The 12281-nt window shown below is 56.1% G+C and carries 8 protein-coding genes and 2 pseudogenes; 8 read left to right on the plus strand and 2 right to left on the minus strand.

Annotated features, from left to right (window positions below; genetic code table 11):
• Positions 1-255: 255 nt before the first annotated feature.
• On the minus strand, positions 256-630 hold the full coding sequence (locus RAE21_RS19285; protein ID WP_313882738.1) for a four helix bundle protein: 375 nt from the start codon (positions 628-630) through the stop codon (positions 256-258).
• A gap of 102 nt (positions 631-732) precedes the next feature.
• Here RAE21_RS19285 and RAE21_RS19290 point away from each other — a divergent pair, with 102 nt between their 5' ends.
• Positions 733-1944, plus strand: coding sequence for a reverse transcriptase/maturase family protein (locus tag RAE21_RS19290; protein ID WP_313882739.1), 1212 nt, complete (start codon positions 733-735; stop codon positions 1942-1944).
• Here RAE21_RS19290 and RAE21_RS19295 read toward each other — a convergent pair.
• Complete coding sequence (locus RAE21_RS19295; protein ID WP_313882793.1) at positions 1932-7040, minus strand: Ig-like domain-containing protein; 5109 nt, start codon at positions 7038-7040, stop codon at positions 1932-1934. The two genes, RAE21_RS19290 and RAE21_RS19295, sit on opposite strands and share 13 nt — an antisense overlap.
• 1009 nt (positions 7041-8049) lie before the next feature.
• Between RAE21_RS19295 and RAE21_RS19300 the strand changes: the two genes are divergently transcribed.
• The 7 genes and pseudogenes from RAE21_RS19300 to istB all read left to right on the plus strand — a co-directional run bounded on the left by RAE21_RS19300 (position 8050) and on the right by istB (position 12138).
• Entirely contained in the window at positions 8050-8286 is a 237-nt protein-coding gene (locus RAE21_RS19300) for a hypothetical protein (RefSeq protein ID WP_313882794.1), read from the plus strand.
• Positions 8249-8659, plus strand: coding sequence for a hypothetical protein (locus tag RAE21_RS19305; RefSeq protein WP_313882795.1), 411 nt, complete (start codon positions 8249-8251; stop codon positions 8657-8659). Before RAE21_RS19300 ends, RAE21_RS19305 begins: the two co-directional genes overlap by 38 nt.
• Before the next feature lie 316 nt (positions 8660-8975).
• Positions 8976-9098 (plus strand): transposase, encoded by a 123-nt coding sequence (locus RAE21_RS19395; RefSeq protein WP_428984074.1) that lies wholly within the window; start codon positions 8976-8978, stop codon positions 9096-9098.
• 204 nt (positions 9099-9302) lie between these two features.
• A pseudogene (locus RAE21_RS19310) lies at positions 9303-9650 on the plus strand (transposase); the annotation flags it as partial.
• 111 nt (positions 9651-9761) lie between these two features.
• A pseudogene (locus RAE21_RS19315) lies at positions 9762-10142 on the plus strand (IS21 family transposase); the annotation flags it as partial.
• A gap of 98 nt (positions 10143-10240) precedes the next feature.
• On the plus strand, positions 10241-11314 hold the full coding sequence (gene istA, locus RAE21_RS19320; protein ID WP_428984048.1) for an IS21 family transposase: 1074 nt from the start codon (positions 10241-10243) through the stop codon (positions 11312-11314).
• Entirely contained in the window at positions 11311-12138 is an 828-nt protein-coding gene (istB, locus tag RAE21_RS19325; protein WP_313879687.1) for an IS21-like element helper ATPase IstB, read from the plus strand. The genes istA and istB overlap by 4 nt, the downstream gene beginning before the upstream one ends.
• The last annotated feature ends 143 nt before the right edge of the window (positions 12139-12281 follow it).

Here is a 12281-nt window from a genome sequence, read left to right on the forward strand (position 1 = left end):
AGGAGTCACTCTGCCGAAAAACCACCTCGGCCTAAAATAAAAGAGCGCAATATCAGTTCCTCACTGCCGCTGCGTTCATATTGGCCGGAATCCATGTTCACGATCCCGGAATCGCCGTTCATCTTCGCCGAAATACGCAATGGGGGCTAAAACATGACCGTAGAAGGGGAAATTGACGCCAAATTCGGCGGCGGTTTCATCATGTGAACAAGTCCCCCTCAACGGCAGCTCCTGAGGCTGTTGTGCAGACCATCCCTAGACCGTCTCAAACCACTGCTGCCAGCGCGCCGCCTGCCGGCTGATAGCCTCCAGCCGTATGCCGAACTCTGTCAGCGCGCCATGCGAAACCAGCTTGAGCTTCCAGCCCAACAGCAAAAAGCCGCGTATCACCTCGATACCGGCGCGAACCTGGCGCACGTACGCCGCGCCGTCACGCCGGCCAAGCTGACTCTGCTTGTCCACCGCGTTAGCTAGCACGACCAGCCGCAAACACTCAGCCAGCTCCGACAGAATGCGATCGCCCACCGCATAGCGAAAAGGTTTGGGCAAGTTGTTATGCATCGGGTAATAAAGCTGGCACAGGCTCAGCAAGTCTGCAAAAATCTGAGGGTGTTTGAACGTGCGTTCCATACTTCTCCATGACTCAAAACGACATTGCCCGGCAGTTGTTTGCCTGCGCCGCCAAAGCCAGCAACAGCGAACACAAGCGCGCATCTGCTGCAGCTGCCCAACATGGTGCTTGCATTGGCGCATGACATTGCCAGCGGCCACTACAGGCCCAGCGGCTTCACGGTCTTTGCCGTCACCGACCCCAAGCTGCGCGAAATCTTTGCTCCGGCCTTCGCCGACCGCCTGGTCCAGCAATGGCTGGTACAACACATTGAACCCTGGTGGAACAAGCGGTTTATTGACGACAGCTACGCCAACCGGCAAGGCAAGGGCACGCAAGCCGCTATCGGGCGCCTGCAGCACTTCATGCGCCAACCCGGACACCGGTGGTACTGCCAACTCGACATCCGGGCCTTCTTTCCCAGCATCGACCGCCGCATCCTGCTGCAGCTGCGGCAAACCGCCTTGCCCAAACTGCCTTGGCCTGCGTCCACACGCCAGCAGCTGGACCAAGTGGCAACCGCCATCATTCAACAATCGCCCACCGAGCCTCCGCCCCGGCGCAGCGGCGACATCGACCTGCTGGCGCGCGTACCGCCGCACAAGTCTCTTTTTGGCGCACCGCCCGGTGTTGGCATGCCGATTGGCAGCCTCACCAGCCAGTTCTTTGCCAACGTCTACCTCAACGAGCTCGATCAGTTCGTCAAACACACCCTCAAGGTGCGCGGCTACATACGCTACGTTGACGACTTTGTCCTGCTGGCTGATGCCCCCCAGACCCTGCTGGTGCACAAAGCCCGCATTGAACAATTCCTGCAAGAGCGGCTGCGCCTGCAGCTGCATCCCACAAAAACTGTTCTGCAACGCTGCAGCCAGGGCGCTGATTTTCTGGGCGCCATCGTCCACCCCCACCACCGCCTGACCCGTCAACGCGCAGTACGTGCTTTGAAGCGGCGGCTGCATTGGTTCAGGGCCTTGGTGTTCCCGCACGATACGCACCACCCCATGCAGCAGCCCAGTGGCAGTTGGCAACGCTGGCTGGCCAACCACCAGGCCATCCACGCCCACGGGTACCGCGCTGCTGCAGCGCATGCTGGCCACCCTCAACAGCTACTACGGCATCTATGGGCACGCCAGCACCTGGCGCTTGCGCAAGCACATCTACGAGCACGAACTCGGCCCCCTCAAAACCTTCTTCCTGCCGGACGGCCCCAACTACCGCCACCTCAGAATCCGCAAGGCATGGCTGCCTTGAACAAGATGAGCGCACGGCTGCGGGTGGCTCAAACAAGGTTTGAGAATGTCGCTCCGCGAAAACCGCCTCACAATACCTGAAAGGCAAAGTAAGCGGTGAAGTTGTCAGTCCAGGCGACGACTTCGCCACCGTACATGCCGGCACCAAGGTTGACCATGGCGTGGCCATTTGGCGAGGGCGTCGCAGACCAGTAGTTGACGATGGGGAGCCAACCAGCCGGCACGCCGTACTGACCGGTTCCGGTTCCACTGCCGTTAATACCATCCCAAATCGCCAGATAGTCGTTGTAGGTAGCGTTGCCGTTGGGCGTAGGGTCATTAAGGTTATCCCCGCTAACTAGCGGATTTGCGCTGTAACTGGTGCCGTTTTTAGCACCAAAACTCGTTGGCTTACCGTCGACCCCCACCGGGCCGCCATAAGTAGGCAATTTCACCGTAACGCCGTTAATCGTGAACGTCCGGTTGCTCTCGGTGATCGCGCTGGCAATAGTTCCTAAATTGATGGCTAATTGTTCTAATGAAATGGCATCCGCGGAATCCGCAACGCCATTGCCACTTTTGTCATAGAAGTAATACCAATTACCTTCCACTTGAATTGGAGCAATAAGCTTACCCATTGAACCCAGGCTAATTGAGGCGTCGCCGGGTTGCGAGTTGGATGTCGTAAAGTTCAGCGTATTCAGGTCGCTGATGCCTGCATAGGTATTGCCTGCGGTATCTGTAATGGCTGTGTTGCCTATTTGTACGGCGTATTGCTTGCCTCTCGCCAAATCGCTGCTCGGGTTGATGGTGAGCGTATTGCCGCTGATGCTGAGCTGGTTGCTGTGGCTGGCAACATCAATGACTACATCAGCAGCGCCATCGATCGCCTTGAGCGTGATGTTGCCGCTGCCCAGCGCAATGTTTTCACTGAAGCTCAGCGTCAGATTGGCGCTTATGCCCACATCTGTAGCGTCGTCCACAGGCGTGTTGCTGCTCAATCTGGGGCTTTCTTTATCTATCGTCACGTTGAGACTTGAGGCCGCAGACTCGTTGCCCGCCGCATCGGTGGCTTTGACCGTGAGGGTGTGCGTGCCATTGACCAGGGCACTGCCCGGCGTGATGCTCCACTTGCCGTCGCCACCGGTCGTGGCGCTGCCCACTTGCGTGCTGCCGTCATACAGCTTGACGCTGCTGCCGGATTCAGCCGTGCCGCTGATGGTGGGTGTGTTGTTGTTGGTTACGCGGTCGCTGTTGCTGATGCCCGTGTCCGAGGCTGCATCCAGCACCAGGGTGGGTGCCGCAGGTGCGGTGTTGTCCAGGGTGTAGGTCTGCGCGCTGCTGAGGTATTGACTACCATCTTGCTTGGTCAGCCTGAATACTATGTTGTTGACACCGGAATTCAGAGTCACGCCCGTCCAAGTGATGGCGCGATCAGTGACCATGCTGTTTATTTTTTCCCAGGTAGCGCCGCTATTCACAGATCCTTCCAATGTGTCACCAGCAGAGATAACGGTGCTGAGTTTTGCACTGATGGTCTGGTTATTGACCGTTGTTACAAAATCTGTGGAGAAACTGCCGGTGTCGTTTGACAATTGGACATCGCTTGGAGAAAAAGCTGCGCCAGATACCAAGGTTTGAAGTTTGCTCAGACTGTTGATGGCGCTGCCATCATCGGCGCTGTTAGCTATTGCTTGACGCACTACTGCCAGGTTGTCCGCCGTAACGCCCTTGATCCCCAGCTGCTCGAGCTGGGCCATGCTCAGCGAGGCTCCATTGGCCGACGCTGCCGCCTCCAATACGGCATTGGATGCAAGCGCTAACGCCTTGATCTCTGACACCGTATCCGCGTCAATCTTGTTCTTGCCGTCGATCACGCTGCCCAGCAGCGCTGCCTGAGTGATAGTAGTGACTTCGCTCACGCCTATCTTGCCGTACTCAGCCAGACTGGGCAGATTGGCAGCGTCTGTGTTGCCTGCCACCGCGTCGGCCGCGGCCAGCACTTTTCGGTAGGCGTCGACAATGCCCTGTACTTCAGCGGCCGTGTCCTTGTTCGCACCGGGCAGTCCCTTGAGGGCATCGTTGATCGATGCAATGTTGCCCGCATCCACCCCCGTGACTCCGATGTCCTTGTATGTCTGAGTCGTAGGTGCGCTCTGTCCGTTAGCGCCGTTGTAGCTTTGCAAACCAGTCAGCACGCTTGCGACTTGCGTTGTCGTTGCACTCACCACGCTTTGCAGCTTGGTCAGGCTGTCGATGGCGCTGCCATCATCGGCGCTGTTAGCTATTGCTTGACGCACTACTGCCAGGTTGTCCGCCGTAACGCCCTTGATCCCCAGCTGCTCGAGCTGGGCCATGCTCAGCGAGGCTCCATTGGCCGACGCTGCCGCCTCCAATACGGCATTGGATGCAAGCGCTAACGCCTTGATCTCTGACACCGTATCCGCGTCAATCTTGTTCTTGCCGTCGATCACGCTGCCCAGCAGCGCTGCCTGAGTGATAGTAGTGACTTCGCTCACGCCTATCTTGCCGTACTCAGCCAGACTGGGCAGATTGGCAGCGTCTGTGTTGCCTGCCACCGCGTCGGCCGCGGCCAGCACTTTTCGGTAGGCGTCGACAATGCCCTGTACTTCAGCGGCCGTGTCCTTGTTCGCACCGGGCAGTCCCTTGAGGGCATCGTTGATCGATGCAATGTTGCCCGCATCCACCCCCGTGACTCCGATGTCCTTGTATGTCTGAGTCGTAGGTGCGCTCTGTCCGTTAGCGCCGTTGTAGCTTTGCAAACCAGTCAGCACGCTTGCGACTTGCGTTGTCGTTGCACTCACCACGCTTTGCAGCTTGGTCAGGCTGTCGATGGCGCTGCCATCATCGGCGCTGTTAGCTATTGCTTGACGCACTACTGCCAGGTTGTCCGCCGTAACGCCCTTGATCCCCAGCTGCTCGAGCTGGGCCATGCTCAGCGAGGCTCCATTGGCCGACGCTGCCGCCTCCAATACGGCATTGGATGCAAGCGCTAACGCCTTGATCTCTGACACCGTATCCGCGTCAATCTTGTTCTTGCCGTCGATCACGCTGCCCAGCAGCGCTGCCTGAGTGATAGTAGTGACTTCGCTCACGCCTATCTTGCCGTACTCAGCCAGACTGGGCAGATTGGCAGCGTCTGTGTTGCCTGCCACCGCGTCGGCCGCGGCCAGCACTTTTCGGTAGGCGTCGACAATGCCCTGTACTTCAGCGGCCGTGTCCTTGTTCGCACCGGGCAGTCCCTTGAGGGCATCGTTGATCGATGCAATGTTGCCCGCATCCACCCCCGTGACTCCGATGTCCTTGTATGTCTGAGTCGTAGGTGCGCTCTGTCCGTTAGCGCCGTTGTAGCTTTGCAAACCAGTCAGCACGCTTGCGACTTGCGTTGTCGTTGCACTCACCACGCTTTGCAGCTTGGTCAGGCTGTCGATGGCGCTGCCATCATCGGCGCTGTTAGCTATTGCTTGACGCACTGCTGCCAGGTTGTCCGCCGTAACGCCCTTGATCCCCAGCTGCTCGAGCTGGGCCATGCTCAGCGAGGCTCCATTGGCCGACGCTGCCGCCTCCAATACGGCATTGGATGCAAGCGCTAACGCCTTGATCTCTGACACCGTATCCGCGTCAATCTTGTTCTTGCCGTCGATCACGCTGCCCAGCAGCGCTGCCTGAGTGATAGTAGTGACTTCGCTCACGCCTATCTTGCCGTACTCAGCCAGACTGGGCAGATTGGCAGCGTCTGTGTTGCCTGCCACCGCGTCGGCCGCGGCCAGCACTTTTCGGTAGGCGTCGACAATGCCCTGTACTTCAGCGGCCGTGTCCTTGTTCGCACCGGGCAGTCCCTTGAGGGCATCGTTGATCGATGCAATGTTGCCCGCATCCACCCCCGTGACTCCGATGTCCTTGTATGTCTGAGTCGTAGGTGCGCTCTGTCCGTTAGCGCCGTTGTAGCTTTGCAAACCAGTCAGCACGCTTGCGACTTGCGTTGTCGTTGCACTCACCACGCTTTGCAGCTTGGTCAGGCTGTCGATGGCGCTGCCATCATCGGCGCTGTTAGCTATTGCTTGACGCACTGCTGCCAGGTTGTCCGCCGTAACGCCCTTGATCCCCAGCTGCTCGAGCTGGGCCATGCTCAGCGAGGCTCCATTGGCCGACGCTGCCGCCTCCAATACGGCATTGGATGCAAGCGCTAACGCCTTGATCTCTGACACCGTATCCGCGTCAATCTTGTTCTTGCCGTCGATCACGCTGCCCAGCAGCGCTGCCTGAGTGATAGTAGTGACTTCGCTCACGCCTATCTTGCCGTACTCAGCCAGACTGGGCAGATTGGCAGCGTCTGTGTTGCCTGCCACCGCGTCGGCCGCGGCCAGCACTTTTCGGTAGGCGTCGACAATGCCCTGTACTTCAGCGGCCGTGTCCTTGTTCGCACCGGGCAGTCCCTTGAGGGCATCGTTGATCGATGCAATGTTGCCCGCATCCACCCCCGTGACTCCGATGTCCTTGTATGTCTGAGTCGTAGGTGCGCTCTGTCCGTTAGCGCCGTTGTAGCTTTGCAAACCAGTCAGCACGCTTGCGACTTGCGTTGTCGTTGCACTCACCACGCTTTGCAGCTTGGTCAGGCTGTCGATGGCGCTGCCATCATCGGCGCTGTTAGCTATTGCTTGACGCACTGCTGCCAGGTTGTCCGCCGTAACGCCCTTGATCCCCAGCTGCTCGAGCTGGGCCATGCTCAGCGAGGCTCCATTGGCCGACGCTGCCGCCTCCAATACGGCATTGGATGCAAGCGCTAACGCCTTGATCTCTGACACCGTATCCGCGTCAATCTTGTTCTTGCCGTCGATCACGCTGCCCAGCAGCGCTGCCTGAGTGATAGTAGTGACTTCGCTCACGCCTATCTTGCCGTACTCAGCCAGACTGGGCAGATTGGCAGCGTCTGTGTTGCCTGCCACCGCGTCGGCCGCGGCCAGCACTTTTCGGTAGGCGTCGACAATGCCCTGTACTTCAGCGGCCGTGTCCTTGTTCGCACCGGGCAGTCCCTTGAGGGCATCGTTGATCGATGCAATGTTGCCCGCATCCACCCCCGTGACTCCGATGTCCTTGTATGTCTGAGTCGTAGGTGCGGTGCCGCCATTACCCGCTCCCCCTACTATCAACTTAAAGCCATCTTGTGCATTTGGCAAGGAAGCGAGCGCTTCAGAAGACAGCTTACGAATCAGACCAGACCCAACAAGTGCATCAATTTGAACAGCTGAAAGAGATGCAGCTTGAGTTCCAGTCATGCCCGATATGCCCGCTCCGATAAATGAAATTTTCGTACCGGACAAGCTACTGATTGCAACCGGAGGGATCCAACCAATTTGTTGCGCGGTCATCAATGAAAGCTGAGTTGACGTGAGGCCAGCAATATCCTTCGGCAAAGCTGAGACCAAATCTTGTTGCCCAAGAGCTTTAACGTCACTAGCCCAGCCGGGGGCAGAATTGCGAGAAGCTTCACTGAAATTAAACTGATAACAAACTACGTTGTAAATATCAACCCCTAACTTCGTCCCGACTGTATCTGCTCCTTGAAACAAGATCCGCTGCACATTGTTGCTAACCGTCGGAACGACACTAGAGGAAATACCATTTGCAACTGCCGCTAATGTAGCCTCCATGCCGACCAAGTTTTGATCTGCTCCCGAAAGAGCGGCAAGTGCATATCCGTATTTTTTTGACTCAGCCTCTGCTGAGGAAAAATTAATATCATTAACAGCTACCGGCTTTACCCTAGTGATATCAGTAAGACCAAAAACTGTTGAGACCCTTGAGTTTATAGAGTTGACTGAAGTTATATCCAACCCCGAGCCCCCTGCCACTTTACCTTCAATATCCAACTGGCGGACGGCGATTTCTGTAATCGGGGAAATAACCAACGTGCACTGCCCAGCTCCATTGATAACCGCTGCTGCACGCAAATTCACCGGCAAATCAATTTGCAATCGACTTGCTTCATCCAAATAATCCGCTCCGGCATCATCGCCGTCAACAACCCGAGCAATGACCACACCTGTATATTTAGCATCAAAGCTAACAGAATAAGTGCCATCATCATTCACTTTGACTCGACCCAATTCGCCATTATTATCGGCTCTCGACACCACAACTGTGAGTTGATTTCCAGCTACGACAGGTCCAGCAACGATAGAACCATTGAGAGTCACCACTCCTGATGCCGACTCAGCTGTGGATGGCGTATTCTTTGTGGCATTCACCACAACAGCGGTCGCTGAAAGAATACCTAAGCCACCGGATAAAATACCTAGGCCTGAGGAGGCATTAGAAACAACAGAGCTAGCAATTTCTAGAGAATCTATTTCTGAAGCAATATTTGAAATAGCAGCAATTGAAGATGAGCCAGCGCTTGATGGAGATGCCTCCATCATTTGACCAAAGCTTTCTGTATTACCTCGATCATCAATTGATAAGATGGGATCCGATTTTGCTGGAGTACCCAAGCGGCTATATGACTCAAGACTGTTGGAAGTTACAGCTTCAGCCTCTAGGTTTGCGCTACCATCCAAAACGGCTCGCTGGTCTGCGGCAGAATATTCTGGGGGGTCGAGTTCAGCGTTTCTACCAAACTCCAAAGGCTCAAGATTTTCTCGATGAGCATCTTCATTCTGTAAGTTGCGTTCACTCTTTTTATTTCGTATCCGCCGATTTCCAAGTTGGACCAAGTCTGGAGCATTTTTATCAATCGCTGCATCAATATGATTTGTTGAAGGTTTTGCCTTTGCCGAATTCAATTTTTTCATATTAGCGCTCTTAGATATTTACATTTTAATAGTAGCCTTGTTACGAATAAATTCCTTTCAATTCCTTGCTTTTTTTGCATCCATCAAAGGCAATGAAATATTTATGCCTATCACGATTTCCTCAATTTTTTTCGAATGCAACTCCTCACGAGGCTGACGTGTGGTCAGGCCAGTTGTGACGAGGGAATCCCCCATCTGATTCTGTGAGGCCTGCACGTGATTTCTGCCTGTCGCTCGCTATTGGGCAAAGACCGATTGCGCATGTGATTCAGAATCAGACGGGCGTGTTCTCGGAGCCCCTCCCCCTGATGGAGTCTCCAGCTGAAGAAAACAAAGTTCATAAAAAGTCAAATAGTCAGCATATTGAAAGAGGTCGAATTGGGAGGCAAGGTCGGTGAGACCTGCAGGAGACCCGGCGGCAGCGCGCCCAGTTACTACAACTAGGGCAGGTCTGCACAACAGCCTCAGGAGCTGCCGTTGAGGGGGACTTGTTCACATGATGCGTATTTCGGCGAAGATGAACGGCGATTCCGGGATCGTGAACATGGATTCCGGCCAATATGAACGCAGCGGCAGTGAGGGACTGATATTGCGCTCTTTTATTTTGGCTCTGTCACCTTATCGTGTTGGTGAGTACACTTTGGCGCTATGCGCCGCCGAGATTTCCAGCGGTTGGTGGAGTCCTTAGAGTCCCTCAGCCCCCATCAATTGCGTCAACTGGACGAGACCGTAAGCAAGCTCGCCCAGCAAACTGCCGTGCGGGAGCTCGTAACTGCGCATGTGGAACGTGAGGGGCAATGCCCTCACTGCCAAGGTAATGCGTTCCAGCGGTGGGGGACTACTGCGTCCGGGGAGCAGCGATACCGGTGCAAGAAGTGCTTCAAGAGCTTCACCGGGCTCACGGGTTCCCCGTTAAACGGCCTCTGGCATAAAAGTCTGCTGCTGGAGTACGCCCAGTGCATGAAGGTCGGTTTGAGCGTGCGAGAGACTGCTGTTGATTCCAACTGAACACTGGGCCAATTTAAAAGGAATTCCAGTCGAAAACTGAGCCACGTTATCCACAATCCTTGCTTCATTTTTAAGCAGGGGTACATAGGAGTGATAGACGTGGGAATCCTCAGCAAACTCAGACGTATGGTGTTACGTGAGAACGTATCCGTGCGCGAAGCGGCCAGACGGCTGCGTATCTCCAGAAACACCGCAGCCAAGTGGTTGAATGAATCACAGATGGTGGAGCCGCGCTACCCACAGCGCGCAGCTGTGCCAAGCCTGCTGGATCCGTATCGAGAGCAATTGGCCAATTGGCTCAAAGCCGACAGTTACCGTGGCAAACGTGAGCGCCGTAGTGTGCGGGCTTACTTTGAGGCGATCCGTGCCATGGGTTTTACCGGCAGCAAGAATCTGGTTTATGGTTTTTGCAGCAACTGGCGGCAAGAGCAGGCCAACGCCCCGCGCAATGCGGGGTTTGTGCCGCTGAGCTTTGAACTCGTGTCACGCGCAGTATGAAAATGACACGCAAACGCGGTGAGGAATTGATACACCTCGACTAACGTGCCAAGCCATCCGAACCATGGATGGGACTGGCAATGATTACGAACGAGGAGTACATGGAACTCAAGGTTTTAAGGAAGCACAGGCTGAGCTTGCGCGAGATATCGGCGCAAACTGGAATGGCAGTCAACACGGTGCGTAAGTATTTGGAGGGCGGTCCGCCGGCCATGAAGAAACTGCCGGAACGTAAAAGCAAGCTCGATCCATTCAAGGACTACTTGGCTGGACGTATTCAGGCGGCCAAGCCTGATTGGATTCCCGCAACGGTGCTGCAGCGTGAGATTGCCGCACAGGGGTATACGGGCTCCGTGCGCATCCTGCAGGAGTACCTCAAGGAGTTGCGTCCACAGGCGCGCCCGGATCCGGTTGTGCGGTTCGAGACCCAGCCCGGTGAGCAAATGCAGATGGACTGGATCGAGTTCCGCAAGTCTGGGCATAAAGACGGCATGTTGGCGGCGTTTGTGGCAACGCTTGGCCACAGCCGGGCGACCTTCGCGGAGTTTGTCACAGACATGAAGCTGGAGACACTACTGGCGTGCCATGTCAGGGCGTTCGAGAGCTTTGGTGGAGTCACCCGTGAAGTGCTGTACGACAACATGAAGACCGTCATCCTCAAGCGTGACGCCTACGGCAAGAACCTGCACCAGTTCCAGGGTGCCTTTGCTGACTTTGCGCACCACCATGGCTTTGTGCCGCGGGTGTGCAAGCCCTATCGGGCCAAGACCAAGGGCAAAGTCGAACGCATGAATGGCTACATCCGGCGCAGCTTCTGGGTGCCATTGGTGGCGAGTATGAAGCAGCAATGCTTGGTGGTGGACGCGGACACAGCCAATCGGGAAATGCGCACCTGGCTGCGTGACGTTGCCAATGTGCGGATCCACGGAACCACTGGGTGTGTGCCGGCACTGGCTTTGCAACAGGAGCGCACACATCTGCTGGCCATCCCCAGCGCCTACAGTGGGCGAACAGTGCGTCAATTGCAAAAAGTCACCGGTAGCGGCGCAGCAGTCCGGCCAATTCCAGCCGCGGCATGGCGAGGCCTGCAGCATCCTCTGGCGATGTATGACACGCTGGTGCACAACCAAGCCTCAGCAGGAGGACGACCATGAGCCTGCAAATGGAAAGACTGCGTGAACTGTGTGATCAGCTGCGCCTGCTCAACTTACCCGATCAGCTTGCCCACTTGGGGCAAATGGCGGCCAAGAAAGAGCTGGGGTACCTGGAGTTCCTGGAGCAAGCCTTGCGTGGCGAGGCTCTAGCCAGAGTGGAGAGAACACGCGCCATGCTCACGCGCATAGCGGGCTTCCCCGCCATCAAGACGCTTGATGAGTTTGACTTCCAGTTTGCCAGCGGCGTGCCCAAACCCCTGGTACAGGAGCTTGGCAGTCTGGCCTTCGTGGAGCGCAGCGAGAACGTGGTCTTGCTGGGCGCCAGTGGGGTGGGCAAAACCCACTTGGCCATCGCCTTGGGCTACAGGGCAACCCAGGCTGGAATCAAGACGCGTTTCATCACGGCGGCAGATCTGCTGATGACACTGAGCACGGCACTACGGCAGAACACCCTGGAAGAGGCTATCAAACGCATCGTGCGTCCCTACCGGCTGTTGATCATTGACGAGGTCGGGTACCTTCCCATGAATCGGGAACAGGCGAATCTTCTGTTCCAAGTCATTGCCAAACGCTATGAAGTGGGAAGTCTCATCCTGACCTCCAATCTGCCGTTTGGGCAATGGGACCAGACGTTTGCAGACGATGCCACGCTGACAGCGGCGCTACTTGACCGACTGCTCCACCACGCCCATGTGGTCCCGATTTCAGGAGACTCCTATCGCCTGAAAGATAAGCGGCGTGCCGGTGTGATTGCCGCCAGCAGCAATACCCTACTCAAACGAAAACGCAGTCACCTTGATACACAGGAGGAACAGGCAGCCTAAGGGCGCCAAGCAGTCAGTGGCGAGCCACTGACTGCTTGAAAGACAAGCAAAGACAAAACAGACAATCGCCCCACACAACGGTGTATCAAATCCACGCCGCGTTTGCGTTCGACAGCTGTATCAAATCGAAACTGCGTTTGACA

Origin of the sequence: Rhodoferax potami, assembly GCF_032193765.1 — a bacterium.
GTDB classification, from domain to species: Bacteria; Pseudomonadota; Gammaproteobacteria; order Burkholderiales; family Burkholderiaceae_C; genus Allorhodoferax; species Allorhodoferax potami.

Bases quoted from the DNA above. Each gene is read 5' to 3' on its own strand.
- RAE21_RS19285 (WP_313882738.1), bottom strand. From the start codon at position 630: ATGGAACGCACGTTCAAACACCCTCAGATTTTTGCAGACTTGCTGAGC.
- RAE21_RS19290 (WP_313882739.1), top strand. From the start codon at position 733: ATGGTGCTTGCATTGGCGCATGACATTGCCAGCGGCCACTACAGGCCC.
- RAE21_RS19305 (WP_313882795.1), top strand. From the start codon at position 8,249: ATGAGCCAGCGCTTGATGGAGATGCCTCCATCATTTGACCAAAGCTTT.
- istA (WP_428984048.1), top strand. From the start codon at position 10,241: ATGATTACGAACGAGGAGTACATGGAACTCAAGGTTTTAAGGAAGCAC.
- istB (WP_313879687.1), top strand. From the start codon at position 11,311: ATGAGCCTGCAAATGGAAAGACTGCGTGAACTGTGTGATCAGCTGCGC.